Raw genomic sequence first — 24,836 nt, 5'->3', positions numbered from 1 at the left:
CCTTGTAGACGGACGCCCACGCCTCGTACATGACCGACCGGACGGCCGCCGTGAGCCGCGAGACGGCGGAGACGGACATCGACGTGACGCTGGACGTGGACGGGGACGGCGACAGCACCGTGGACACCGGCGTGGGCTTTTTCGACCACATGCTGGCGTCGTTCGCGAAGCACGGGCTGTTCGATTTGACCGTGCGCTGCGACGGCGACCTCGACATCGACGACCACCACACGGTCGAGGACGTGGCGATTACGCTCGGGGAGGCGTTCGACGAGGCGCTCGGCGACAAGCGCGGCATCGAGCGGTTCGCGGACCGTCGCGTGCCGCTGGACGAGGCGGTGGCGAGCGTCGTCGTGGACGTCTCCGGGCGGCCGCTGTACGAGTTCGAGGGCACGTTCAGTCAGGAGTCCGTGGGCGAGTTCACGAGCGCGATGGCACGGCACTTCTTCCGGTCGCTGGCGATGCACGCCGGCTTGACGCTGCACTGCGAGGTCGAGGGCGAGAACGCCCACCACGAGATAGAGGCGCTGTTCAAGGGCGTCGCGCGGGCGCTGGACGACGCGACGCGGGTGGACGAGCGGCGCTCCGGGACGCCGTCCACGAAGGGCGAACTCTAAGTCGTCCGCAGGCCGTCGGGGGACTCCTCGACGTCGCCGTTCTCGACGGCGGCCTCGACGGCGTCCTCGAACTCGCGGCCGCCGAGGTCGTAGGCGTTCGTCGCGAGCGCGCGCAGGTCCTCGCGGGGCATCGCGCCGTCCCGGTTCTGGAGCAGGCGAATCACCTGTCCGTAGCCCGACGGCCGGCGCTCGGCCTGCCCGTCGTCGGCGTCCTCTGCGTCCTCCGCGCCTTCCTGCTTGTCGCCGCTCCCGGACTCGATGACGATGCCGTCCTCGTCGTCGCCGGATTCGGCGGCCGAGTCCGCCGACTTCGAGGTGTCCGCGTCGGCGTCGTCGCGCTGGTCGCGGTCCGGGTTCGGTTCGGGGTCTGATTCGGATTCCGACTCGGATTCGGCTTCGGGGGCGGCGTCCAGTAGCGGGTCCACGACCGACTGGAGGGTGGCGCGGCAGTCCGCGCAGAGCGCGAGCCGCCGGGACTCGCCGGCGACGGAGGCGGGCACGACCTCGTAGACGCCGTCGGCGGCGTCGGCGCAGAAGTCACACGTGTCGAGTTGGCGCATGCACGAGCGGACGGGGCGGGGCGGCAAAAGTCCTGCCGAGTCGCGCACCCACACCGTTTTGCCGGCCCGCCGCCTGCGTCGTCGTATGTTCGAGGACATCATGCAGAAGTTCGCGGGCAGCCCCGGCCAGCAGTCCGTCATCCGGCTGCTGCTCGAACGGGGGTTCTCCGTGAACGACGACGGCCGCGTGGTCTCCGGCGACATCGAGATTCCGTACACGCAGGTCGCCGACGCCGCCGGGGTGGACCGCCGCGTCGTGGACTCCACGACGGAAGCCATCCTCGAGGACGACGAACTCCGCCGCATCTTCCAGAACATCAGCCAGATTCCGAGCCTGATGGACCTCGCGCCCGTTCTGGACCTCACGGTCGTCACCGTCGAGGTGCAGGACGCCGACGAGCCCGGCATCGTCGCGGCGGTGACAGGCCTACTCGCCGAGCACGGCATCAGCATCCGACAGACCATCAGCGAGGACCCCGAGTTCACCGACGAGCCGCGGCTCTACCTCGTCACGGACGAGGAGCTCCCGGGCGACGTGTTGACCGAGCTGATGAACGAGCCGTTCGTGCGCTCCGTGGAGCTCTCCTAGTTCTGGCCGACGACGCTCGCGATGACGAAGAGGTAGCCGATGGTCGTCAGCGCGTAGTTGACCGTCAGGAGGACGATGGCGTTCTCGAAGTTCAGCGAGAACGCCGAGACGGTGGTGGCGATTGCGGCCGCGACGATGACGGAGAAGCCAAGCGAGAGCAACAGCATCTCCCGGCGCTCGGTCTGGAGGTAGGCGTTGGCGGCTATCGCCACCATCGCCAGTCCCGAGAGGGAGAGCGCGATGCTGAAGAACACGTAGATGAGTTCCAGCGTCGTCAGCGCGGCCATCGACGTTCTGTTGCGCGAGCGCACGCATAACCCTTTGGGAGCGCGGCGCCGGCCCGTGATTCGCGCGGCGCGCGGGTGTTCGCCGCTCGGCTGACGCGGCGCGCGCAACCGCAAACGGGAACGTGCTCGCACCCCAAGTCTGGGACGTGACTGACGCCTACCGGACGCTGGCGGAGCGCGCGGACGCCGACTTCGAGGTGCAGGGCTCGGAGTTCATCGGGTACGCCGCGCCCGCCGCGACCGTCGAGGACGCGGAGGCGTTCGTGGAGTCTGTCGAGCGCGAGCACGCCGACGCCACGCACAACGTGCCTGCCTACCGGGTGCGCGTCGAATCCGGTGGCCCCGGGGATGGGTACATGCTCCGCGAGTACCAGTCCGACGACGGCGAGCCGACGGGCTCCGCGGGCAAGCCCGCGCTGAACGTCCTCCAGCAACAGGACATCGAGAACGCGGTCGTCGTCGTGACGCGGTACTTCGGCGGCACCGAACTCGGCGTCGGCGGGCTCGCGAGGGCGTACTCGCGAGCCGCGAAGGAGGCCATCGAGGCCGCGGGCGTCGCCGAGCGGCGGCCACAGGAGCGGTTCACCGTCACCGTCGAGTACGACGATTCGGGCACCGTGCGGGGGATTCTGGAGAGCGCGGACTGCGAGTTCGACGCCGACTACGGCGAAGCTGTCTCCTTCGACGTGACCGTCGCCAGCGAGGACGCCGGCGACCTCCGCGAGCGCATCCAGAGCGCGACCAGCGGCCGGGCGGCCGTCGAGTAGGTTCCCCGAGGCAAACGCCTATGCGCGCGCCGGAACTGGATGCGGGCATGAATCGCGTCGAGGCCGACGACTACTTCGAGTTCTCGCGGCTCTCCCACCCGGCGGTGTCGCCGGAGGGGGAGCGCGTGGCGTACGTCCAGCAGACCCCCGAATCCGAGACCGACTACGAGGCGACCGTCCACGTCGCGCCGACCGACGGCGGCGAGCCCCGGCGGTTCACCGTCGAGGAGGGCGTGGACTCCGAGCCGGCGTGGAGCCCCTCCGGGGACCGCATCGCGTTCGTGTCCACGCGCGGGGCCGACGACGAACGACCGCAGTTGTGGGTCGTCCCGACGGACGGCGGCGAAGCCGAGCAGGTGACGGACGTGGTGGGCGGCGTCTCCGGCATCGCGTGGGGACCGAATGGCGACCGCATCGCGTTCGTGCAGTCCGTGCGCCCCGAGGAGCGAGCCGACGACCACGACCTCGACGTCGGCGAGGAGTACGAGCGCGAGGACCCCGACCCCAGAGTCATCGACCGCCACGTCTACCGCTCGCACGAGTCGTACAGCGACGGCGCGCGCTCGCACGTCTACACCGTGGACGTGGACACCGGCGACGTCGAGCGCGTCACGAGCGGCGAGGTCGACTGCCTGCGGCCGGCGTGGGGCGAGACCGACCTCTACTACCCGATTCGGTACGGGAGCGACGACGAACTCCGCTGGGAGGTCGAGGCCTACGATCCCGAGAGCGACGAGACGGAGACGGTCACCGTCGTGGAGGGCTGGGGGCCGACGCTGGCCGTGGACTCGTCCCGGCCGCACGACCGCATCGCGTACACGACGACGCCCGCCGACGACCCGACGCTCGTCCAGACCGAGGTCGAGGTGTTCACTCGAGAGGTCGGCGACGTCACGCACCTCACGGCGGATCTCGACCGCGACCTCGAACTGTGGAACGCGAGCCACGCGCCTGAGTGGGGGCCCGAGGGCGACTCTCTCTACGTCTGCACGCCCGACGAGGGCGGCTACGTGCTGCGCCGCCTCGACCCCGAGACGGGCAGCGACGAGGTCGTGCTCGGCGGCGAGCGCCACGTCCACGGCTTCTCCGTCTCCCGTGACGCCGTCGGTGTCGTGCAATCGGAGTGGGACCACCCCGGGGACGTGGTGGCGGCGACGCCGGGCGGCGCCGAGGAAGTGCAACTGACGCGCGTGAACGCCGACTACCTCGACGACCGTGCGGTCCGCGAACCCGAGGAGGTCCGCTTCGAGTCCGGCGACACCGAGATTCAGGGGTGGGTGTTGACGCCGCCGGACTTCGACCCGGACGAACAGTACCCGCTCGCCGTCGAGATTCACGGCGGTCCCCACCGGATGTGGTCGACCACGGGGTCGATGTGGCACGAGTTCCAGACGCTGGCCGCGCGCGGCTACGTCGTCTTCTGGTGCAACCCCCGCGGCTCCACGGGCTACGGCGAGGAGTTCATGACCGCAATCGAGCGCGACTGGGGGGACGTGACGATGCAGGACGTGATGGCCGGTACCCGCGAGGTCGCAAAACGGGAGTACGTGGACGAGGACGACGCGTTCGTCACCGGCGGGAGCTTCGGCGGGTTCATGACCGCGTGGGTGGTCGGCCACACGGACTTCTTCGCGGGCGCGGTCGCCCAGCGCGGCGTCTACGACCTCACCGGCTTCTACGGCTCCACGGACGCCTACAAGCTCGTGGAGGGGGACTTCCGCGCGGTGCCGTGGAGCGACCCCGAGTTCCTCTGGGAGCAGTCGCCCGCGGCGTACGTCGAGTACGTGGACACGCCCACGCTCCTCGTGCACTCCGAGCAGGACTACCGCACGCCCGCCAACACCGCCGAACTGTTCTACCTCTCGTTGAAGAAACAGGACGTGGACACGCGGCTCGTGCGCTACCCCCGCGAGGGCCACGAGCTCTCCCGCTCGGGCGAACCCGGCCACGTCGTCGACCGCATCGAGCGCATCGTCCGGTGGTTCGACGGCTACTCCGGCCACCGCGACGCCGACCGCGCGCTCGACCGCCCGCGGAACGACGGCCTCACGGCTGGCGAGGAGAGCGCCGACGAGAACGACGGCGAGTAGTCGGGAGCGCTCGGGACGACTATAGAGCAGTTCCGGGGTCGGCTTCGGGAGTGCCCGATGGCTCGCGAAACCGCGTGACTGCGGGTTGTTCGGGAGGTGAAACGAAGGGGTGCGGGGCGGTCAGTCGACGATGATGTCGGCGTCGCTGTCGTCGTCCTCGATGACGGTCTGGTCCGGGTCGTCGTCCTCCGGCCGCATCTGTTCGTCGTAGCGGTCGATCCAGTTCGCGAAACACTCCGGGCAGAGCCGCTGGCTGTCTATCTCCGAGCGGTCGACGGTCACCCGCACGGTCCGCGAGAGCGGATCCGCGACCGCGTCCCCACACCAGTCACACGGCTCCGTGTCCTCGCTCATGCCCACGACCAGAACGGGCGGCGCCTTATACGTGCGGGTCCGTCAGGTCGTGCGGAACGCGCGGTCGCCGGCGTCGCCGAGGCCGGGGACGATGAAGCCGTCGTCGTCGAGGTGGTCGTCGATGGCGACGGTCAGCAGGTCGGCGTCCGGGAACTGCTCGCCGACGCGCAGGAGGCCGTCGGGCGCGCTCACCGCGGACAGCACGAACAGGTCCTCGACGTCGTCGGGCGCCTCGTCGGTGACGTGGTCAAGCACCGTACACATCGTCGAGCCCGTCGCGAGCATCGGGTCCGCGACGATGACGGTGTCCTCGGGCTTGATTTCGGGGAGCTTGACGTAGTCGATGGTGATGGGGAACTCGCCGTCGTCGTTCATCCCGGCCTCCTCGTCGCGGCCGGCGCTGATGACGCCCTGCTTGGCGCGTGGGAATGCCTTCAGCAGTCCCTCCACGAACGGCGTCGCGGCGCGCAGGACGTTGATGATGACGACGTCGTCCAGTCCCTTCACGCGCTCGCCGGTCGTCTCCGTTAGCGGCGTCTCGATGGCGACGAACTCCGTCTCCATCGCGCCGTCGATGATCTCGTACCCGCAGATGCGGCCGAGCTTCACGAGCCCCTTGCGGAACTCCACCTGTTCGGTTTCGACGTCGCGGAGCCGCGAGAGCGTGTCCTTCGCCAGCGCGTGCGTGAGCACGTTCGCGTCGCCGCGGTCCTCGATGGGCATACGTAACGAGCGAGTCCGAGTCCGCTTAAATCCCGCCATCGCGCGCGTCGGGTGTGGTGCGTGCACACGACGCGGCGGCGCGCCACGCGACAAGATGTTTATTCGCGCGCGTCGTAGGTGTGGCAACGATGGAGGAGAGCGTCGCCGGGTTCAAGGAACGCGGCACGTGGGGAGACGTCGTCGAGCACGGGGAGCGCGTGACACAGGCGCTGCGCGAGGCCGACGCCCACGAGCAGTACCCGGACGCGTTCGCGGAGTGGAACGAGTGGCGACCCAAGTCCCACGAGCGCATCGAGGAGGAGGTCAGCGAGAAGACCGCCGAGCAGGCCAGCGTCGGCGAGGGAGCCGGCGAGAAGGAGGGCCAGTCGCCCGACGACGACCTCCAGACGGCGGGCGAGCGGCTCACCGAGTCCTACGAGGAACTCGAAGAGGGCGAGGCCGACACCGCCGTCGAGAAGTGGCAGGACACGCTCGGGCACGTCAAGCGCGCCGCCGACACCGCCGGCCGGCAAGCCCTCCGCAAGGTCGAGAACGTCGTCTACCAGCGCGTGATGACGCAGGTCGCGCCCTACTACTTCGACAACGACCTCGTGAGCGCGAACATCCAGCGCATCCGCAGCCAGGAGGAGTTCGTCTTCGAGGTGAACGTCAACGACGACGACGTCAAGGACGGCGTCCGCGACCACCTCGAATCCTTCGAGGACATCGACCGCTGGCACGTCGACACCGAGCGCGAGACCGAGACCGCCGAGGCCGTCGAGGGGGTCGAACCCCCCGAGCAGAACGGCGACGACGCGGACACCACCTCGACGACGAACTGAACGCGGCGTCCGCCGCGCAGGTCGGTAGCCTCTTAGGTCGGCCGCACGGAGAACGGGCGTAATGGCTGGAGCCGGACTCGCGGTACTCGTGGTCGCGGCGGTAGCGAGCCTCTTCATGGCGTGGGCCATCGGCGCCGGCTCCTCGGGGTCGACGCCGTTCGCGCCCGCGGTCGGCGCGAACGCCATCACGGTGATGCGCGCCGGCTTCATCGTCGGTATCCTCGGGTTCGCGGGCGCGGTCTTCCAGGGCGCGAACGTCTCCGAGGCGGTCGGCAGTGAGCTGCTGGTCGGCGCGAACCTCTCGCCGCTGGCCGCGACGACCGCGCTCATCATCGCCGCGACGCTGGTCGCCGTCGGCGTGTTCGCCAGCTACCCGATAGCGACCGCGTTCACGGTGACGGGCGCGGTCGTCGGCACCGGGCTGGCGATGGGCGCCGGCCCGGCGTGGGCGAAGTACCAGCAGATCGCGACGCTGTGGGTGCTCGTGCCGTTCGTCGGCGGCGGCATCGCGTACGCGACCGCCCGCGGCCTCCGCAGCATCGACCGCGACACCGAGACCGTCCCCGTGCTGGCGGCGGTCGTCGGCGTCATCCTCGCGAACATCCAGTTCGTCTTCCTCGGGCCGCCGGGGACGAGCCGGTCGCTGGCGCGCGCGGCCGCGGTCAGCGTCGGCCAGTTCCAACTCGCTGTCCACGCTGGCGTCACGCTCCTCACCGCGCTGGTCGTCGCGGGCGTGCTCTACCAGGACCTCAAGGGCGACCCGGAGCGCGGCCAGCGCCACTTCCTGCTCGCGCTCGGCGGACTCGTCGCGTTCTCCGCGGGCGGCAGCCAGGTGGGGCTCGCGGTCGGCCCGCTCCTCCCGCTCGTCGGCGGCGACGTCCCCCTGACGTACGTGCTCGTCGGCGGCGGCATCGGCCTGCTCGTCGGGTCGTGGACGGGCGCACCCCGGATGATTAAGGCCATCAGTCAGGACTACTCCTCGCTGGGGCCGCGGCGCTCCATCGCCGCGCTCATCCCGAGTTTCGCCATCGCCCAGACCGCCGTCTTCTTCGGCATCCCCGTCTCCTTCAACGAAATCATCGTCTCCGCCATCGTCGGCTCCGGCTACGCCGCCTCGACTGGCGGCGGCGTCAGCAAGCGCAAGATGCTGTTCACGGTGCTGGCGTGGGTGGCGTCGCTGGCGCTCGCGCTCGGCGTCGGCTACGGCGGCTTCCTCGCGGTGGACGCGGTGCTGTAGTCAGCTCGCGCCCGACCGCGGCGAGTCGAGACCGTGCCGGAGACGCGAGCCGCCGCCCTGCCCGCGTCGGACGCGACGAGAAACTACGCCTCGTGTGCGTCGTCGTCTTCGAGGGACTCGTGGTCGGTCTCCTCGGTGGCTTCCTCCTCGGGGAGCCGGCGCACGCGCGCCTTCATGATGCGCGTGTTCTCCACGCGCTCGGCGGTGAGCTCGACGTGGCCGAAACGGAACGTCTCGTCCTCCTCGACCAGCCGGCCCGCGCGGTTGAAGATGAACCCCGCGATGGTCTCGAACTCCTCGCCCTCCGGCAGCTCGATGTCGAGGGCGTCGTTGACCTCCTCGATGTTCACCTCGCCGCGCACGCGGACGGTGTCCTCGTCCACGAAGTTGATGGGGAGTTCCTCCTCGCCCTCCAGAATCTCGCCGACGATTTCCTCCGTGATGTCCTCGGCGGTGAGCAGGCCCTCCGTGGTGCCGAACTCGTCGATGACGATGACCAGCTGGACGCGCTTCTCCTGCATCTCCCGGAGCAGGTCGTCGACGTTCTTCGACTCGGGGACGTGCAGCGTCGGCTCGATGAGGTCCTCCAGCTCCACCTCGTCGCTCTCGCCGTAGAGGTACTCGCGGACGAGGTCTTCGAGGCTGACGACGCCGATGACGTTGTCGAGTTCGCCCTCGTAGACGGGGACGCGCTCGTGGCCGGCCTGCGTGCACGTCTGAATCGCCTCCTCGATGCTGTCGTCCTTCGAGACGGCGTTCATGTCCAGCCGCGGCGTCATCACTTCCTTCGCGATGGTGTTGTTGAACCGGAAGATGCGCTGGAGCATCTCCCGCTCGTCCTCCTCGATGACGCCCTCGCGCTCCCCGGTCTTGATCATGTCCTGAATCTCGGAGCGCGTGACGTAGCTGGTCTCGATGGCGGCGCGGCCGCCGGTCACCTGGTTCACCCACCGCGTCAGGTGGTCGAACAGAACCACGAGCGGGTACAGCAGGCGCTCGGACCACTTCAGGGGGCCGGCGATGGTGAGCGCCCACGACTCCGTGTTCTCGACGGCGTAGGACTTCGGCGCGCTCTCGCCGAACAACAGCACGAGCGCGGTGACGCCGAACGTCGCCGCGAGCACGGCCTGCCCCTGCGAGAGGTAGAAGCCCAGCAGGCCCGTCGCGATGGAGGACATCGCGATGTTCACGAGGTTGTTGCCGACGAGAATCGTGATGAGCAGGCGATGCGGGTCGCTCTTGAGCTCTGCGACGAGGTTGGCGCCGGGCCGGCCGTCCTCCTGGAGCGCCTCGATGCGGTGGCGCGCCAGCGAGAACATCGCCAGCTCCGACGACGAGAAGAACGCCGACAGCCCCATCAGGACGACCATCGCGACGACGCCGACGGCGGCGACGACGTCCTGCGTGAGCTCAACCCCGAACAGGGACACTGCCAGCGGGAGCGACGAAGTACCCATTCCAGCCTCCCTTTTCAGCGCGCGGGTTAAGAGTTTACTCACTCGCTGCACCCGCGGAGGCCGCCGCGGGCGAAGCGTTTACCCGGGTTTCGAGCGAACGAACCCACATGAGCGCGCGAACCGCACCGCCGCGACCCGAGCACAGCGACGCCCACGTCACGCTGTACCGCCTGCAGGCGTGCCCGTTCTGCGAGCGCGTCGTCCGCAAACTGGACGAACTGAACATCGACTACCAGTCCCGATTCGTGGAGCCGATGCACTCCGAGCGCGACGCAGTCAAGCGCATCGTCGGCGCGCGCACCGTCCCCGCCATCATCGACGACGAGACCGGCGTGGCGATGGCCGAGAGCGCGAACATCGTGGAGTACCTCGACGCCACCTACGGGGGTGAGGACTGATGGAGCTGGACTTCGAGGTCGTGGACCTGCCGGACGCCGACCACGTCGAGGAGGGCGACGAGGCACCGGACTTCACGCGCCCGCTCGTCAACGACGAGTACTGGGAGGACGTCGCGCTGTCGGACCTCCTGAACGACGGTCCCGTTCTGCTGGTGTTCACGCCGATGGACGGCGCGTTCCCCTCGACGTACATCTGGAACGAGCTCCGCGACCGCGGCGTCGCGGAGTACGGCGCCCAGATTGCGGGCGTCTCCATCTCGTCGCCGTACGAGCACAAGACGACTATCGAGGAGCGCGACATTCAGGACTTCGCGGGCCTGTTCAGCGACCCGCAGAACGGCGTCGCCGAGCAGTACGGCGTCAGCCACGACCTCGACGGGATGGCGGGCGTCAGCGAACCCCGGCCCGCGGTGTTCCTCGTCGCCGCCGACGGCACCGTCGAGTACGCGTGGGTCGCCGACGAGTGGCCGAACTTCCCGGACTACGACGCCGTCGAGGACGCGCTCGCCGGCCTGTAGTGTAACGCTTTTTCGCGCGGCGGGCGACTGCCCGAGTATGCCTGTCAGCGACGCGGACCTCGACGCGGCCGCCGACGCCATCCGGGACGGCGGCCTCGTCGTCTACCCGACGGAGACGGTGTACGGCCTCGGCGCGGACGCCCTCGACGCGGCCGCTGTCGAGGCCGTCTTCGAGGCGAAAGGCCGGAGCCGCGAGAAGCCGCTGTCGTTCGCGTTCCCGGACGCGGCCGCCGCCAGCGAGCACGTGCGCTGGAGCGACACCGAGCGCGCGTTCGCCGACGCGTTCCTCCCCGGCCCCGTGACGCTCGTCTGCGAGAAGCGCGACTCGGTGCCGGACGTCCTCACGGCCGGCCGCGCGAGGGTCGGCGTCCGCGTTCCCGACCACGACGCCGCGCTCGCGCTCCTCGACCGCGTGGCGCCGCTCACGGCGACGAGCGCGAACGTCTCCGGCGAACCGAGCGTCACGGACCCCGCCGACCTCGACCCCGCGTTCCGCGAGCGGGTGGACGCCGTGCTGGACGCCGGCGAGACTCCGGGAGGAACCGGGAGCACGGTCGTCGATGTCGAACAGAACGAGATTCTGCGGGAGGGCGCGGTCGGCGACGCGGTGCGCGAGTGGCTCGCCGAGCACGCCTGAGTTCAGTCGTCGCCGAACGACAGCAGCGAACTGAGCGTCCGGGTTTTCGTCCCGCACTCGTCGCTGTACTCGCAGGCGCCGCACTTCGCGTCGTCGTGGAGCCGCGGCGGCGGGCCGTCGAGCGCGCGAGCGGCGCGGAGCGCGCGCCGGTAGGCGGCCTTCCGGCGGGTCGTCAGGGTGAGCTCGCGGACGACGCCGTGTCGGGAATACTCGACGTACGCGCGCTCGACTTGCTGTTCCTCTCGCCACGACAGCGCCTTCGCGGCGGCGACCGCGCGCACCGACTGGGGCTCCCACACCCCGGCTTCGGGTGGGCGCCCGGGCGTGACCACCGACACCGCCAGCGGGTCGGTGTGAACTTTCCCCACGCGGCCGCGTGCGTCCTTCCCGCGGACGAACGCGGCGGTCTCCGCGGGGTCGGCGACGCGGGGGTGGCGGTCGAGGCTGGCGCGGAGGTTCGACCGGAACTCGGGGGGTTCGACCGCGAGGTCGTAGGTCGCCAGCGCAGTCTCGGAGGCGACTGCGAGGGCGTCGTACTGGCCCGCGAGGTCGCGGGCGTGGTCGTGCTCGGGCGGCGGCTCGCGGTCGTCGCGGCGCGCGTAGTACAGTTGGCGCGGGCAGTACGCGGCGCGCGCGAGGTCGCTGAACGCGACGGTCTCGGACACGCCACGGAGTGGTCCCGCTCCCGCACTTGAACGTTCGCTACCGGGCGAGCCACCAGTCCTCGACGGTCTCGGCGACGCCGAGGAGGTGGGCCTGCCCGAACACGCCGACGACGAGCGCGCCAAGCGAGTTGTACATGAAGTCCTTGACCGTGTCGTCGAGGCCGTGCTGGGCCAGCGGCATCGTCAGCCCGGTCTGCTGGGCGGCGACGTCGAGGCCGAACTCGAACAGCTCCCAGACGACGCCGAACGCCAGCACGACGACGAAGAGGTAGACGAACGCGATTCGCGAGGGGATGGTGATGTCCTCGTGGTGGAGGTCGACGGCGCGCGCGACCGTGTAGCCGGCGCCGGCGACCAGCGACGCCGACAGCGCGTGCGTGACGTGGTCCCACCACGGGATGTGGACGTACAGCCCCGAGGAGCCGAGCACGTGGAGGAAGACGGCGGCGGTGAGCCACAGCGCCAGCCACGGGTCCAGCGGGAGGTCGTAGCGGCGCTCCAACAGCGCGGGGAGGAACGTGATGAGCAGCGTAATCGAGCCGTTCACGACGGCCTTGGAGTTGCCGCGGGCGAACCCGTAGACGACCAGTCCCGCGAGCACGACCTGCATCGTGCGCGTGATGGCGCGCTGGGCGCTCGCGGACGGCCGCGGGAGCAGCGTCATACCGGCACCACCCGGGAGAGCGCGCGGCGCAGCCAGCGGTCCCGGCGCCGGAAGTACGCGTCGAAGAGGACGCCCGCCGCGAACCCGGCGAGGGTCACCCAGACGAACTCCATCATCAGTGCGTGGTTGTCTGTGAGGTACGAGGTGCCGAGGTACTGGTCGAAGTTCCACCGGACGATTGCCCACGCGGCGCCCGACGCCAGCGTCGTCAACACGACGAGGACGACGGCGAACCAGTGGGTGACCTCCAGTTCGGTGAACAGGTGGAGTTCGACGACGACGATGAGCGCGACGCCGGCCAGCGAGAGGTACGTCGCGAACGTGCCGAGGGTGCCGCCGAACAGCCCGGCGACGAGAATCGGGAGCAGCGCGAGCACCAGCAGCTCCCACGGGAGCATCACGCGCCACTCGCGGAACGCCACCGGCGGCACGAGGACGATGGCGCCGACGGCGGCGACGAACACCATCCACTGCCGGTCGAAGTCGAGGACGCTGTCCACGAACACGAGCGCGAGCACGGCGACCAGCAGCCACGCGAGCACGGCGTTCGTCCAGCTGTCCCGGAACAGCCGTTCGAGCACGTCCTCGGCGTACTCCGCGCCGGTGGTCTGGTCAGAGGGGGCGCCGTCGCTCATTCGTTCGTGGTGTGGAGAGAAACCGGCATAAAACCGCCGGCACGCGCGGCCGGCCGGCGTCAGATGTCGATGTCCGTCTCCTGGCCCTCGGTGGCGCCTTCGAGGCCGTCCTCGTGGACGGAGCTGGTGAGCCGCTCGGAGAGCTCGCGGTCCTGCAAGGCGTTCTCGAACTCCGCGCGGTAGCGGTCGTTGAGCCGGCGGCGCTGTTCGCGGGTCTCGACGACGCGCTGGTAGTGTTGGATGGTCCCCGCGTCGACGCCGAGGTCGTCGGCGAGGGCCTCGACGGAGTCGTCGGCGTCGCGAACGCGGTCGAGGGGCGCGTCGGTGTCGGCCTCCCGGAGCAGGTGGAGGTCGAGGCGGGCGTCGATTACGGTCTGCTCGTCGACGCCGAGAACCTCGGCGATTTCGGCGTCGCTGTCCTCCTCGTAGAAGCGCTCGACGAGCGTCGTGAGTTCGTCGACGGACAGCGACGTCTCGAAGTCGAGGTCCTCGCGCATCTCCGCGACCGTCTCGCGGAGCCGGGCTTCGACGTCGGCCTCGGAGGCGAGCGACCCGTGGGTCTCCTCCTGGGACTCGGTGACCGTGTCGCCGTCGGCCACGTCGACGAAGATGTCCCGGAGTTCCTCGGTCTTCTCGTCCATGTAATAGTGACACCCTAGCGGAGCGCGTCGCTATATGTCTGTTGGCTTACCACGCGAGCCCCGTAAACCAGAGAATTGAAACCGGTTGACGAGAGTGGTCGGGCCGTGAGCGTCGAATCCGACTCCGTCGACCTCGTCGGCGACGAGACCGTCGAGAACGTCGCCCGCGCCGCCGTCTTCGCGGCGCTGACGGGCGCGTTCGCGTACGTATCGTTCCAGAACCCGTTCTCCCCGGCGCCGGTCACGCTGCAGGTGCTCGGCGTGTTCCTCGCTGGCATCTACCTCGGCCCCGTCTGGGGCGGCTTCTCCATGCTGTTGTACGTCGCGGCCGGCGCGGTCGGCGCGCCGGTCTTCTCCGGCGGCAGCGCGGGCCTCGGCGCACTACTCGGGCCGTACGGCGGCTACCTCTGGTCGTACCCCGTCGCAGCCGCCCTGACCGGGCTGCTCGCACACGGCACCAGCGGCCTCACGAAACCCCGAGACGGCTCCGTCCCGCGGCTCGTCGCCGCGATGGTGGCCGGCACCGCCGTCATCTACGCGGGCGGCACGCTCGGCTACGCAGTCGTGCAGAACGTCGGCCTCTACCGCGCGTTCGTCGTCGCCGCCGTCGCGTTCGTCCCCGCGGAGGCGTTCAAGATCGCGGCCGCGGTCGGCATCACGCGCACCGAGGACCTCGGCGCCGCCTGATGCTCGCCGTCGACGACCTCACGCACCGCTACGGCGACACCACCGCCCTCGACGGCGTCAGCCTCCGCGTCGCGGACGGCGAGTGCGTGCTGCTGGCGGGCGCGAACGGCTGCGGGAAGACGACGCTCGTCCGCCACCTCAACGGCCTGCTGGAACCCGACGCCGGCGAGGTCCGCGTGAACGGTACGCCCGTCCACGACGACCTCGTGGCGGCGCGTGCTAGCGTGGGGATGGTCTTCCAGGACCCTCGCGACGGCTTCGTCGGCGCGACCATCGCCGCGGACGTCGCGTTCGGCCCGGAGAACCTCGGGCTCCCCCGCGAGGAAATCGACGAGCGCGTCGCCGAAGCGCTCGACGCGGTCGAACTCGCGGGCCGCCGCGACGAGCGCATCGACGAACTCTCCGGCGGCGAGCAGGCCCGCGTCGCCATCGCGGGCGCGCTCGCGATGCGGCCCGACCACCTCGTGCTCGACGAGCCGTTCACGGGACTGGACTGGCCCGCCCGCCAGTCCGTCCTCGACCGCTTACGCGGGCTCCACGAGTCCGGGACGAGCCTCGTCGTCGTCACCCACGACCTCCGCGACGTCTGGGCGTTCGCCGACCGCGTGGTCGCGCTCGCGGACGGCGAAATCGCGGCCGACGGCCCGCCCGAGAGCGTGCGCGACCGGCTCCCCGACCTCGGGGTGCGCCTGCCGTGACGCTCGCGTACCGGCCCGGGGACGGCGTCCTCCACGCCCTCGACCCGCGCGCGAAGCTCGCGCTCCAGACCGCGTTCGCGCTCGTCGCGTTCGCGCACACCACCCCAGTCGCGCTCGCGCTGCTGACGCCGCTGGCGGTGCTCGCGCCGGTCCTCGCGGACGCCTCGCCGCTGGCCGCACTCGGCGAGTTCCTCGTCGTCCTCCCGTTCCTCGTCGCCGGCCCCGTCGTCGCCGCGCTCACGCTCGGCCCGCCGTGGATTCGCCCCGAAGCGGCCGTCTCGGCGGCGCTGGCGTCCTACCGCGTGGTCCTCGTGTTGCTCGTCGCCGCGGCGTACGTCTACAGCACGCCCACGCGGGACTCGCGGGCCGCCGTGCGCTGGCTGCTGCCGGGCCGCATCGGGCAGGCGACGGGCGTCGGCGTCGCGCTCGTCTTCCGCTTTCTCCCCGTCCTCCAGTCGGACATCGCGGGCCGCCGGGACGCCGTGAACGCCCGCCTCGGGAGCGAACGCCCGCTCCGCGAGCGCATCCGGCTGGTCGCCGTCGGCGCGCTCGCCCGCGCGCTCGACCGCGCCGACCGGCTGTCGGTCGCGCTCCGCGCCCGGTGTTTCGCGTGGAACCCCACGCCGCCGCCGCTGGCGTACCACTTCCGCGACTGGCTGGCGACCGGCGCGGCGCTCGCGCTGGCGGCTGCCGCGCTCCTCTGAGAAGAAACCGTTAGCGAGTGGTCTTCGGGTTGCCAAGCTTTATGCGAATCGTGCCCACGGTTTGAGGTATGTCTTCGTTCGTGCTCGCGCAAGCCGGGACCGAGACCCGGCCGACGTTCTGGCGCATCGGCCACGTCGGCGAGGCGCTGTTCTACTACCTCGCCGCGGTCGCCGTCGCCATCTTCCTGTTCGGCGTCTACCGGCGATTCGCGACGTACGCCCGGGGCGCCGACGACCCCGTCGACCGACTCACCGACCTCCCGTCCCGCGTGCTCACCGCCGCGAAGCTCGTCGCGTCCAACGAGAAGCAGTTCGACCGCGACCTCTACGCGGGCGTGATGCACACGTTCATCCTCTGGGGGTTCCTGACGCTGCTCGTCGCGACGACCATCCTCGGCATCGACATGGACCTCTGGACGCTCGTGCTCGGCCAGCCCTCCTTCTTCGTCGGCGACTTCTACCTCGCGTACTCGTTCGTCGCCGACGCGATGGGCCTGCTGTTCGTCGTCGGCGTCGGGATGGCCATCTACCGCCGCTACTGGGTTCGCTACGGCCGCCTCTGGGGGAAACACACCAGCACCGAGGACGACCTCTTCGTCTGGACGCTGTTCCTCTTGGGCGTCGGCGGCTACGTCACCGAGGGCGTCCGCATCCTCGGCACCAGCGCCACCCGCGACGTCTCCTTCGAGACCGTCTCGTTCGTCGGCTGGTTCGTCAAGGACGTGCTGCAGGCGGCGGGCGTCACGGCCGAAGCCGCGGCCGCCGCCTACCCCGTTGTGTGGTGGAGTCACGCGCTGCTCGCGCTCGCGTTCGTCGCCAGCGTCCCGTACGCGAAGCCGTTCCATATGCTCTCCAGTTACGCCAACCTCGTCACACGCGACGAGGACGCCGGCCGCCGGCTCCCGCGCGTGCCGGAGGACGCCAGCCCGGAGGAAATCGGCCCCTCGGAGATTGAGGACTTCACGTGGAAGCAGCTGCTCGACCACGACGCCTGCACGAAGTGCGGGCGGTGTTCGTCGGCCTGCCCCGCGAAGGCCGCCGGCCGCCCGCTTGACCCCCGCGACGTCATCCTCGACCTGAAATCCTATCGCGAGGGCTTGGAGGCCGGCGACCGCGAGGAAGTCGACATCGTCGCGGACGGCGGCACCTCCGTCGTCGACGCCCAGACGATGGAGTCGTGCATGTCCTGTATGGCGTGCATGGACGCCTGCCCGGTGGACATCGAACACGTCACGCAGTTCACGGAGATGAACCGCCGCCTCACCGAGTCCGGCCAGATGAACAAGAACGTCGAGGAGGCCGTGATGAACGTTTTCCAGAAGGGCAACACGTTCGGCGACCCCGACCGCAAGCGCCCCGACTGGACCGAGGAACTGGACTTCGAGGTGCCCGACGCCCGCGAGCAGGACGTGGAGTACCTCTGGTACGTCGGCGACTACCCGAGCTACGACGAGCGCAACCAACACGTCGCGCGCTCGCTGGCGAAGGTCTTCGAGGAGGCCGGCGTCTCCTACGGCATCCTCTACGAGGACGAACAGAACGACGGCAACGACATCCGGCGCGTCGGCGAGGAAGGCCTCTACGAGATGGTCGCCGAGGAGAACATCGAGGCCTTCCAGAACTGCGACTACGAGAAAATCGTCTGCACGGACCCCCACTCGTACAACACCTTCTCGAACGAGTACGAGCAGTTCGGCTTCGAGGACGGCGACTCCGTCTACCACTACACGCAGGTCGTCGAGAACCTCGTCAATCGGGGCGCGCTCGGCCTCTCCGGCACGGAGTTGGACGACACCGTCACCTACCACGACCCCTGCCACCTCGGGCGGTACAACGGCGAGTTCGAGGCGCCCCGCGAGGTCGTGCGCGCCACGGGCGTCACGCTCGACGAGATGCCGCGCAACCGCGACGATTCCTTTTGCTGTGGCGGCGGCGGTGGCGGCCTCTGGATGGACTTCGAAGAGGAGACCAAACCCAGCGAGGAGCGCATCCGCGAAGCCCTCGAAGACACCGACGCCGGTCCCGACGTGGACCGCTTCGTCGTCGCGTGCCCGATGTGCATGACGATGTACGAGGACGGTCGGAAGACCGGCGGCTACGAGGACGACATCGAAATCACGGACGTCACCGAACTGCTCGTGGAAGCAATCGAGGCGAAGAACGAGCGGAGCGGTGCGGGCGCGACGAGCGCGGCCGCGGACTAGTAGCGTCACCGAGCGCAGCGAGGTGACGTCACCGCGAGCGGCGGAGCCGCGAGCAGCGCGGTCAACTGACGGAGCCCGTCAGTTGTCCAGCCACTCCTCGTCGAGCAGGCCGTAGGAGTACGCGTCCACGTACTCGCCGTCGAGGATGGCGTCGTCGCGGCGCTGCCCCTCGCGCTCGAAGCCGAGCTTCTCCAGGGCCTTCCACGACGGCTCGTTCGGGACGAGCACGCGCGCGTCCACCTTGTGGAAGCCGCACTCGCCGAACGCGTAGTCGAGGAACAGCTCCGTCCCCTCCGTGACGTAGCCGTTGCCCTGGTGCTCCGGCGCCACCCAGTACATGAGGTTGCCGCGCTCGCCGGGCGAACTCACCCAGCCGAACGCCACGACGCCCACCGGCTCGGGGTCGCCGTCCTCCCCCTTGACACAGATTAAGAAGTAGTAGTCCTCGTCTTCGAGCATCTCCGCGACGTCCTCGACGGACTTGATTGTCGTGTCCGTCAGCGGCACGCGCACGTCGGGTGGTTGCGGCCGTACTGGATGAACTCGTGGTCCTCCTCCTCGATGGGGTGCAGCGAGACGGTGTCACCTGTCGCGAACGCTGGTCCGGGAATACCCGAGGGTGACGCCCGCCAGCGGTTATAGGTTCGCTGAAACTCAGTTCACCACTCGGTGAGTGCCTGCGCGCCGTGCGAGCGCACGAGCACCGCAAGGAACGTCGCGACGCCGGTGAGCGCGAACGCGCCGCCGACGTAGAACGCCCACTGCATCCCGAACTCGGCCATGAGGTAGCCGCCGAGCACGGGCGCGAGCACGCTCCCCGGCCGCCAGACGAGTTCGCGCACGCCGAATGAGGAGGCGATGCCCTCGCCGTCGATGCCCTCGTCGGCGAACAGCGCCATGCTCGCGGGCTCGCGGAACGAGTCCGCGACGCCGAGCAGGCCGTTGGCGGCGACGAGCGGCACGAACGCCGTCGAGGCCGCGCCCAGCAGTGGGAGCGAGGACGGCATCCCGAGCGCGCTCCCGATGGCGGGCGTGAACGGGACGACGAGCGCGACGAAGCCGTAGGCGGCGCCGCCCGCGGCGACGAACAGCGACCGGCCGTAGCGGTCTGAGAGCCGGCCCGTGAACGGCTGGAACAGCATGTTCGTGAACTTCTCGGCGCTGAGCACGACCGCGAGCACGGTGCCGCTGTACGCGAGGCCGCCCTGCGCGGCGGTGACGCCGGCGAAGACGGCGACCCACGACCGGACGAGCGTGACCGCGACGGCGTACTGCGCGCGGAAGCTCGTGAGCGTGAGGATGCGGCCGTTCAGCGCGAGGTCGCTGAACGGGAACCCCTCGATGCGGGTGTCGTCGGCGTCCAGCAACACGAGCACGGCGGCGAACGCGACGACGAACAGCACCGCGAGCACGTAGAAGACGGGCTCGAAGCCGTAGCGGTCGAACAGCACGCCCGCCGAGGCGAGCCCGAGCAGCGACGCGGCGAGCCGCCACGAGTTCGCCTTCCCGATGTAGTTCGCGCGCGTCGCCGGGGTGGCGAGTTCGCCGACCAGCGAGAGACTCAACAGCCCCATCCCGGTCGCGAGAACGCCCTGCCCGCCGCGGACGGCGACGAGCTGCCACGACGTCTCGACGAGCGTGAACGCCAGCGAGACGACGACGCCGAACCCGAGCAGCCCGAGGAAGATGGCGCGCTTGTCGTAGCGGTCGCCCGCCCACGCCAGCGGCACGACCACCAGCGCCTGCGTCGCCGTGAAGCCCGTGTAGAACAGCCCGAGCATGATGCCCGAGGCGTCCAGCGCGTTGGCGTACTTCGGGAGCAGCACGGAGAGCGCGCTGAACCCGAACCCGCCCGCGAACCGCGAGACGTACAGCGAGTAGAGTTGGAGTCGGTCGCTGTCCACAGTCGCGGGTAGACTGGGTGGGCAAAAACGGTTGTGGAACCGGGCGACGACGTAGTCTCTCGGCAATGCAACGGCCGATAGTATCAGCCGATGAGACGACCGCCACCCTTGGCGGATTGAAAGGGCGAGGGCTTTCAGGTAGTAACGACCACGCCGTCAGCTTCGTCGCAACAACTGAAGACGGGCGCCGGTTCCGCGAACCCTTTTGGCTCGCGGCTCCCAGACACGTGCATGAACTTGACGGACCGACCGCGGCGGCTGCGGCGGGACGGCGTGCGCGGGCTGGTCTCGGAGACGACCCTCGAACCGACGGACTTCGTGGCGCCCGTCTTCGTGGACGCGACGACCGACGAGCGCGTGCCCATCGAGTCGATGCCGGGGCACGAGCGCGTGCCACTCGACGAGGCGGTACCGCGCGTCGAGGAGATTCTCGAAACGGGCGTGGAGGCCGTCATCGTGTTCGGCATCCCCGAGTCGAAGGACGAGCGGGGGTCGCGGGCGTACGCCGACGACGGCGTGGTGCAGGAGGCGGTGCGGCGCATCACGAGCGAGACGGACGCGTACGTCATCACGGACGTCTGCCTCTGCGAGTACACGAGCCACGGCCACTGCGGGGTGCTGGAGGAGCACGCCGACGAGGACCCGGACCTCACCGTGAAGAACGACGAAACGCTGGACCTGCTCGCGGAGACGGCGGTCTCGCACGCGGAGGCGGGTGCGGAGATGATTGCGCCGTCGTCGATGACCGACGGGATGGTCGCCGCGATTCGGGAGGCGCTGGACGACGCGGGCTTCGCGGACGTCCCCATCATGAGCTACGCGGCGAAGTACGAGTCGGCGTTCTACGGGCCGTTCCGGGACGCCGCGGACGGCGCGCCCGCGTTCGGCGACCGCCGGCACTACCAGATGGACCCCGCGAACCGCCGGGAAGCCAGTCGAGAGGTCGCACTCGACGTCGAGCAGGGCGCGGACGTGCTGATGGTCAAGCCCGCGCTCCCGTACCTCGACGTCGTCGCGGACGTCCGCGAGAACTTCGACCGGCCGGTGGCGGCGTACAACGTCTCCGGCGAGTACGCGATGCTGCACGCCGCCGGCGAGAACGGCTGGCTGGACGTCGCGGAGACCGCCCGCGAGTCCCTGCTGTCCATCAAGCGCGCGGGCGCTGACCTCATCATCACGTACTTCGCGGAGAGCGTCGCGGAGTCGCTGCCCGAGTAGCGCGCTCACTCGTTCCGCGGTCTCACTGCGGTCGTCCGCGCGGCTCGCGGGTCGCTACCGCTCCCCGCTCGTTCGCTCCGCGGTCTCGCTGCGCTCGACCGCGTGCCCGCTTTTTCGCCCCTCCCCGGCAATTCTTGCGTAGACGTGCGTCCAGTCTCGCCGGCCGAACGCCCAGTTATATGGACGGTTTACGACCTTATACGAACTAAATCCGCTTCTGACATCCGCCCATGGCTAAAGCCGTGGGGTTCCCCCACTGGGGGTTGAATCCACGGATACGGAGAGGTTCGCAGGTTCGTCGTCACGTTGGACGATGACCTGCGTTCCGGGCTGTGCCAGTACAGCCCCCGCCTCGGACAGCGGTTTTGAGAACTTGCCCAAGGCTCGTTTGCCGATGTTGAGCGCACCGTTCTTGTCGGCGTTGTCGTCCAGCCCACACTCGGGGCACTCGAAGCGTCCCTGCGTCTCTCGGACGCCCTCGCAGGCACAGCGGTTGCACGTTTTCGATGTGTCGTATTCTTCGACCAACTGTACGTCGATGCCTCCGTCGTGGGCTTTGTACTCGATGTAGTTGAGCAGGCGGGCGAACGGCATCTTGTGGGTCTTGTCGTTGACGTACCGCCCTTTGTCGTTGTCCTTGCGAATCCCACCGAGGTCGCCCACAACGATGACCGCGTTCCGTTCCTCAGCATCCTCCACGATTTGCCGAGCAATCTTGTGGAGGCGGTCGTCTACCTTCCGCGCTTCCGCGTCCCCGATACGCTCGACCACCTGCTGTCCCTGTCGGGGTTTCGCTTTCCCGATGGACTTCCGCAATTGCTTGTAGTGTTCGCGGATACGACGCACTTTCTCGCCGTAGAACGTGGTCTTGCGGTCAGAGAGGAACGCGCAGGTAGCGACCCACCGTGCGCCCATGTCGATAGCCAGCACATCGTCGTACTCGTCTTTGACGGTCACAGACCGCTTCACGACGAGATGGACGTACCAGTCACCGTCACGGCGCACCAGTTCGCTGTCCCGAATATCGCCCTCACGGACGAGTTGTTCGTCCTTATGCGGAACGTGGGCAGGGTACCAGATGGAGTTGCCCCGTCCGCGCTCGGGGTCGTAGACGGGAACTTTCACCCACCACGACGAGAGAACGGTGTCCTCGTCGTAGGACACGTCGAACACGTCGTTGCGGAGAACGACAGGCTGTTCGGTGTCGGGGTTGGGATCTTTCTGTCGCTGGACTTTCGACGCCTGCTGGTCGGTCGCGGAGTAGAGGTTGGAGTTCCCGCCGTGTACCTCGGTCTGGAACGCCTCGTACTCACGGGCGAGCAGGTCAGCCTTCCTGTTGGTCAGCGAGTGGAGTTTGACCCGCACCGTGGTCGAGACGTTCCGTTGCATGACTACTCACCTGCTTGGGCGTCGATGTACTCCTCGATGACTTCGCTGGATACGTCGCCCGCACTTGAGACGAAGTACGAGCGCGTCCACAGCGACGGCAAACCGAAGTCAAACTCGTCGCGGAGGTGGCGCGAGGAGTAGCCCTTGACCTGTTGCATTATCTTGTTCGGGGCGAGTGTCGGGTCGCCCGTGATGAACAAGTGTACGTGGTCGGGGCGAATCGCCAACTCCAGTACCTCTAACCCGAGTTCGTCGGCTTTCTCCTCGATGAGTTCTTCGAGACGGTCGCGTACCTCGCTCTCAAGTACCGATTTGCGGTACTTCGGACACCAGATGAAGTGGTACTGGAGTTTGTGGACGGTGGTACGTTCCCTGTCGAACCCACGAGGCATCGTCAGTATATAGAAACTACCCACCTAAAGATGTTACGCAAGCATCCAACCCCGACCGTGGCTATGAGCGTGGAGAGATTCCCAGTTGTCGGCTTCATCCCACCCCTGAAGGGGTGGGCTTTCGCCTCGCTACCGCTGTAAACACCACGTTCGCCAAGCAAACTTTTACATACCTCCCGGTCCTGTCACTGAACTGTAGATGCGTGAAACGAACGCCCCGGCTTCGAATCTGGGAGTGGACGTGCGTGCATCCATAACGCCTGTGTCAGCCACGCCCGGATTCGACGGCGGACCCACCCGAAACCCGGACTGTGTGCTCGCGACCCCGACGGGGTCGCTCTCGCGGGCGGCCGTGCCCCGCCCCGGGTCCGCCGCCGGCGGCGCCGACTCGCGCATCTCCACGGAGGTGATACGTCAGTGACACGACCGGGACGCCTGTGACCACAGTGGACTGTGCTCACCGTGTGTGCGCCGGCCCCACCGCTGTCGGACTGTGCTCGCTGGCCGGCACCTTTTGCGGTTGCCGTTGCGACTCGTTCTGTGTGACCCCGACTCCGTAGCGACGCCGAACGCGTAACCCGCCAGCTATTTTCACGGACCCCCCTAACCACGTCGTATGAACCGCGAGACGTCACGCGACCTCTACGACCGCGCGCTCGACGTGCTCGTCGGCGGCGTGAACTCCTCGGTGCGGGCCGCCCCGCAGCCGTACCCGACGTTCGTCCGGAAGGGCGACGGCGGCCACGTCGTCGACGCGGACGGCAACCGCTACGTCGACTGGGTGATGGGACTGGGTCCGCTCCTGCTCGGCCACGACCTCCCCGAGCCCGTGCAGGCGGCGATTCAGCGCCGCACCAGTGAGGGCCCGATGTACGGGATGCCCACCGAACTCGAAGTCGAACACGCGGAGTTCGTCGCGCGACACGTCCCCAGCGTCGAGATGCTGCGATTCGTCAACTCCGGCACCGAAGCCACCACCTCCGCGGTGCGGCTCGCGCGCGGCTACACCGGCCGCGACAAGATCGTCGTGATGCAGTCGGGCTACCACGGCGCCCAGGAGTCCACGCTCGTCGAGGGCGACGCCGAGGAGCGCGGGCCGTCCAGCGCGGGCATCCCCGCCGAGTTCGCCGAACACACGATTCCCGTCCCGTTCAACGACGAGGACGCCGTCACCGAGGTCTTCGAGGAGCACGGCGACGACATCGCCTGCGTGCTCGTCGAACCGCTGCTCGCGAACAAGGGCATCGTCGAACCGGTCGAGGGCTACCACGAGACGCTGCGCGACCTCACCGACGACGCCGGCGCGCTCCTCATCTGGGACGAGGTCATCACCGGCTTCCGCGTCGGCGGCCTCGGCTGCGCGCAGTCGAAGTACGGCGTCACGCCTGACCTCACGACGTTCGGGAAGATAATCGGCGGCGGCTTCCCCGTCGGCGCCATCGGCGGCCGCACCGACATCATGGAGGCGTTCACGCCCGTCGGTGACGTCTTCCAAGCCGGGACGTTCTCCGGCCACCCCGTGACGATGGCCGCGGGGCTGGAGACCCTGCAGTACGCCGCCGAGAACGACGTCTACGAGCACGTCAACGGCCTCGGCCGCAAACTCCGCGAGGGGCTCTCCGAAATCGTCGCCGACCAAGCGCCCGAGTACACCGTCGTCGGCACGGACAGCCTGTTCAAGGTGCTGTTCACGCGCCGCGGCGACGCCCAGTCCGGCGCCTGCGCGGACGGCTGCGAACAGGACCCCGACTGCGACCGCTTCGACGCCTGCCCGAAGAACGGCGCGGACGTCGCCCGCGGCGCCGTCGAGCGCTGGAACCGCGTGTTCCGGCCGCAGATGCTCGACGACGGAATCCTGCTCTCCCAGAACCAGTTCGAGTCCCAGTTCGTCGCCTACGGCCACACCGAGGAGGACGTCGAACGCACGCTGGAAGCCTACCGGAACGCCCTCTAAGCTTTTCTGCTCCCGCCGCGAACGTC

The 24,836-nt window shown here is 69.0% G+C and carries 28 protein-coding genes; 15 read left to right on the top strand and 13 right to left on the bottom strand.

Going from position 1 to position 24,836, the window contains the following annotated elements; translation table 11 throughout:
- Window positions 1–29 precede the first annotated feature (29 nt).
- The gene (hisB, locus tag ABSL23_RS03950) at window positions 30–617 is read left to right on the top strand and encodes an imidazoleglycerol-phosphate dehydratase HisB (protein WP_353634791.1); all 588 of its coding nucleotides are present in this window, start codon (window positions 30–32) and stop codon (window positions 615–617) included.
- Here hisB and ABSL23_RS03945 read toward each other — a convergent pair.
- Window positions 614–1,177 (bottom strand): hypothetical protein, encoded by a 564-nt coding sequence (locus ABSL23_RS03945; RefSeq protein ID WP_353634790.1) that lies wholly within the window; start codon window positions 1,175–1,177, stop codon window positions 614–616. The genes hisB and ABSL23_RS03945 overlap by 4 nt on opposite strands.
- A gap of 85 nt (window positions 1,178–1,262) precedes the next feature.
- Here ABSL23_RS03945 and ABSL23_RS03940 point away from each other — a divergent pair, with 85 nt between their 5' ends.
- Entirely contained in the window at window positions 1,263–1,766 is a 504-nt protein-coding gene (locus ABSL23_RS03940) for an ACT domain-containing protein (RefSeq protein WP_059057902.1), read from the top strand.
- Here ABSL23_RS03940 and ABSL23_RS03935 read toward each other — a convergent pair.
- Window positions 1,763–2,053 (bottom strand): hypothetical protein, encoded by a 291-nt coding sequence (locus tag ABSL23_RS03935; RefSeq protein WP_353634789.1) that lies wholly within the window; start codon window positions 2,051–2,053, stop codon window positions 1,763–1,765. The genes ABSL23_RS03940 and ABSL23_RS03935 overlap by 4 nt on opposite strands.
- Window positions 2,054–2,199: 146 nt before the next feature.
- Between ABSL23_RS03935 and ABSL23_RS03930 the strand changes: the two genes are divergently transcribed.
- Both ABSL23_RS03930 and ABSL23_RS03925 read left to right on the top strand, forming a co-directional pair.
- The gene (locus ABSL23_RS03930; protein ID WP_353635400.1) at window positions 2,200–2,820 is read left to right on the top strand and encodes a YigZ family protein; all 621 of its coding nucleotides are present in this window, start codon (window positions 2,200–2,202) and stop codon (window positions 2,818–2,820) included.
- Between the two features lie 47 nt (window positions 2,821–2,867).
- On the top strand, window positions 2,868–4,910 hold the full coding sequence (locus tag ABSL23_RS03925) for a S9 family peptidase (RefSeq protein ID WP_353634788.1): 2,043 nt from the start codon (window positions 2,868–2,870) through the stop codon (window positions 4,908–4,910).
- 120 nt (window positions 4,911–5,030) lie between these two features.
- Here the strand turns inward: ABSL23_RS03925 and ABSL23_RS03920 are convergent, their stop codons facing one another.
- On the bottom strand, window positions 5,031–5,264 hold the full coding sequence (locus ABSL23_RS03920) for a hypothetical protein (protein ID WP_353634787.1): 234 nt from the start codon (window positions 5,262–5,264) through the stop codon (window positions 5,031–5,033).
- Window positions 5,265–5,306: 42 nt separating this feature from the next.
- Window positions 5,307–5,987, bottom strand: coding sequence for a uracil phosphoribosyltransferase (gene upp / locus ABSL23_RS03915; RefSeq protein ID WP_059057897.1), 681 nt, complete (start codon window positions 5,985–5,987; stop codon window positions 5,307–5,309).
- 128 nt (window positions 5,988–6,115) lie between these two features.
- On the opposite strand from upp, the gene ABSL23_RS03910 reads away from it, so the two are divergent.
- Window positions 6,116–6,808 carry a DUF5828 family protein gene (locus tag ABSL23_RS03910; protein WP_353634786.1) on the top strand — a complete coding sequence of 231 codons (693 nt, stop codon included), beginning with the start codon at window positions 6,116–6,118 and terminating at the stop codon, window positions 6,806–6,808.
- A gap of 61 nt (window positions 6,809–6,869) precedes the next feature.
- Window positions 6,870–8,045, top strand: coding sequence for an inorganic phosphate transporter (locus ABSL23_RS03905; RefSeq protein ID WP_353634785.1), 1,176 nt, complete (start codon window positions 6,870–6,872; stop codon window positions 8,043–8,045).
- Between the two features lie 83 nt (window positions 8,046–8,128).
- Here ABSL23_RS03905 and ABSL23_RS03900 read toward each other — a convergent pair whose 3' ends face one another.
- Window positions 8,129–9,502 carry a hemolysin family protein gene (locus ABSL23_RS03900; RefSeq protein ID WP_353634784.1) on the bottom strand — a complete coding sequence of 458 codons (1,374 nt, stop codon included), beginning with the start codon at window positions 9,500–9,502 and terminating at the stop codon, window positions 8,129–8,131.
- Window positions 9,503–9,609: 107 nt separating this feature from the next.
- Here ABSL23_RS03900 and ABSL23_RS03895 point away from each other — a divergent pair, with 107 nt between their 5' ends.
- The 3 genes from ABSL23_RS03895 to ABSL23_RS03885 are packed head-to-tail and all read left to right on the top strand — an operon-like array spanning window position 9,610 to window position 11,055.
- Window positions 9,610–9,900, top strand: a complete 291-nt coding sequence (locus ABSL23_RS03895) for a glutaredoxin (protein WP_059057890.1) — start codon at window positions 9,610–9,612, stop codon at window positions 9,898–9,900.
- Window positions 9,900–10,418 carry a redoxin domain-containing protein gene (locus ABSL23_RS03890; RefSeq protein WP_059057889.1) on the top strand — a complete coding sequence of 173 codons (519 nt, stop codon included), beginning with the start codon at window positions 9,900–9,902 and terminating at the stop codon, window positions 10,416–10,418. Before ABSL23_RS03895 ends, ABSL23_RS03890 begins: the two co-directional genes overlap by 1 nt.
- 37 nt (window positions 10,419–10,455) lie before the next feature.
- Window positions 10,456–11,055, top strand: coding sequence for an L-threonylcarbamoyladenylate synthase (locus ABSL23_RS03885; protein WP_353634783.1), 600 nt, complete (start codon window positions 10,456–10,458; stop codon window positions 11,053–11,055).
- Window positions 11,056–11,057: 2 nt separating this feature from the next.
- Here the strand turns inward: ABSL23_RS03885 and ABSL23_RS03880 are convergent, their stop codons facing one another.
- Genes ABSL23_RS03880 through ABSL23_RS03865 form a run of 4 tightly spaced genes read right to left on the bottom strand, consistent with a single transcriptional unit; the run spans window position 11,058 to window position 13,660 of the window.
- Window positions 11,058–11,720: a hypothetical protein gene (locus ABSL23_RS03880; protein ID WP_353634782.1), complete on the bottom strand. Its 663-nt coding sequence runs from the start codon at window positions 11,718–11,720 to the stop codon at window positions 11,058–11,060.
- A 37-nt stretch (window positions 11,721–11,757) separates the two neighbouring features.
- Window positions 11,758–12,384, bottom strand: coding sequence for a hypothetical protein (locus ABSL23_RS03875; protein ID WP_353634781.1), 627 nt, complete (start codon window positions 12,382–12,384; stop codon window positions 11,758–11,760).
- On the bottom strand, window positions 12,381–13,019 hold the full coding sequence (locus ABSL23_RS03870; RefSeq protein WP_353634780.1) for a hypothetical protein: 639 nt from the start codon (window positions 13,017–13,019) through the stop codon (window positions 12,381–12,383). The genes ABSL23_RS03875 and ABSL23_RS03870 overlap by 4 nt, the downstream gene beginning before the upstream one ends.
- A 59-nt stretch (window positions 13,020–13,078) precedes the next feature.
- Window positions 13,079–13,660, bottom strand: coding sequence for a conditioned medium-induced protein 4 (locus tag ABSL23_RS03865; RefSeq protein ID WP_353634779.1), 582 nt, complete (start codon window positions 13,658–13,660; stop codon window positions 13,079–13,081).
- 105 nt (window positions 13,661–13,765) lie between these two features.
- Here ABSL23_RS03865 and ABSL23_RS03860 point away from each other — a divergent pair, with 105 nt between their 5' ends.
- The 4 genes from ABSL23_RS03860 (at window position 13,766) to ABSL23_RS03845 (ending at window position 17,953) form a co-directional block, all read left to right on the top strand.
- Entirely contained in the window at window positions 13,766–14,347 is a 582-nt protein-coding gene (locus tag ABSL23_RS03860) for a biotin transporter BioY (RefSeq protein WP_353634778.1), read from the top strand.
- Window positions 14,347–15,045: an ABC transporter ATP-binding protein gene (locus ABSL23_RS03855; protein ID WP_353634777.1), complete on the top strand. Its 699-nt coding sequence runs from the start codon at window positions 14,347–14,349 to the stop codon at window positions 15,043–15,045. The genes ABSL23_RS03860 and ABSL23_RS03855 overlap by 1 nt, the downstream gene beginning before the upstream one ends.
- Window positions 15,042–15,749, top strand: a complete 708-nt coding sequence (locus ABSL23_RS03850) for an energy-coupling factor transporter transmembrane component T (RefSeq protein ID WP_353634776.1) — start codon at window positions 15,042–15,044, stop codon at window positions 15,747–15,749. The genes ABSL23_RS03855 and ABSL23_RS03850 overlap by 4 nt, the downstream gene beginning before the upstream one ends.
- Window positions 15,750–15,817: 68 nt before the next feature.
- Window positions 15,818–17,953, top strand: coding sequence for a (Fe-S)-binding protein (locus ABSL23_RS03845; RefSeq protein ID WP_353634775.1), 2,136 nt, complete (start codon window positions 15,818–15,820; stop codon window positions 17,951–17,953).
- A 78-nt stretch (window positions 17,954–18,031) separates the two neighbouring features.
- Here the strand turns inward: ABSL23_RS03845 and ABSL23_RS03840 are convergent, their stop codons facing one another.
- Together ABSL23_RS03840 and ABSL23_RS03835 are read right to left on the bottom strand one after the other, a co-directional pair.
- A complete protein-coding gene (locus ABSL23_RS03840; RefSeq protein WP_256946978.1) occupies window positions 18,032–18,460 on the bottom strand; it encodes a GNAT family protein in 429 nt (142 codons plus the stop codon).
- A 152-nt stretch (window positions 18,461–18,612) separates the two neighbouring features.
- Complete coding sequence (locus ABSL23_RS03835) at window positions 18,613–19,857, bottom strand: MFS transporter (RefSeq protein ID WP_059057879.1); 1,245 nt, start codon at window positions 19,855–19,857, stop codon at window positions 18,613–18,615.
- A 231-nt stretch (window positions 19,858–20,088) separates the two neighbouring features.
- Between ABSL23_RS03835 and hemB the strand changes: the two genes are divergently transcribed.
- On the top strand, window positions 20,089–21,075 hold the full coding sequence (gene hemB / locus ABSL23_RS03830) for a porphobilinogen synthase (RefSeq protein ID WP_353634774.1): 987 nt from the start codon (window positions 20,089–20,091) through the stop codon (window positions 21,073–21,075).
- A gap of 234 nt (window positions 21,076–21,309) precedes the next feature.
- Here the strand turns inward: hemB and ABSL23_RS03825 are convergent, their stop codons facing one another.
- The gene (locus ABSL23_RS03825) at window positions 21,310–22,464 is read right to left on the bottom strand and encodes a transposase (RefSeq protein ID WP_353634773.1); all 1,155 of its coding nucleotides are present in this window, start codon (window positions 22,462–22,464) and stop codon (window positions 21,310–21,312) included.
- Window positions 22,465–22,466: 2 nt separating this feature from the next.
- The gene (tnpA, locus tag ABSL23_RS03820; protein WP_353634772.1) at window positions 22,467–22,856 is read right to left on the bottom strand and encodes an IS200/IS605 family transposase; all 390 of its coding nucleotides are present in this window, start codon (window positions 22,854–22,856) and stop codon (window positions 22,467–22,469) included.
- A 616-nt stretch (window positions 22,857–23,472) separates the two neighbouring features.
- Here tnpA and ABSL23_RS03815 point away from each other — a divergent pair.
- Window positions 23,473–24,810 carry a glutamate-1-semialdehyde 2,1-aminomutase gene (locus tag ABSL23_RS03815; RefSeq protein ID WP_353634771.1) on the top strand — a complete coding sequence of 446 codons (1,338 nt, stop codon included), beginning with the start codon at window positions 23,473–23,475 and terminating at the stop codon, window positions 24,808–24,810.
- Window positions 24,811–24,836: the final 26 nt, after the last annotated feature.

The sequence above is a fragment of the Halobacterium sp. NMX12-1 genome (assembly GCF_040435975.1).
Lineage (GTDB): Archaea > Halobacteriota > Halobacteria > Halobacteriales > Halobacteriaceae > Halobacterium > Halobacterium hubeiense.
This window is presented reverse-complemented; position numbering and strand designations above follow the sequence as displayed.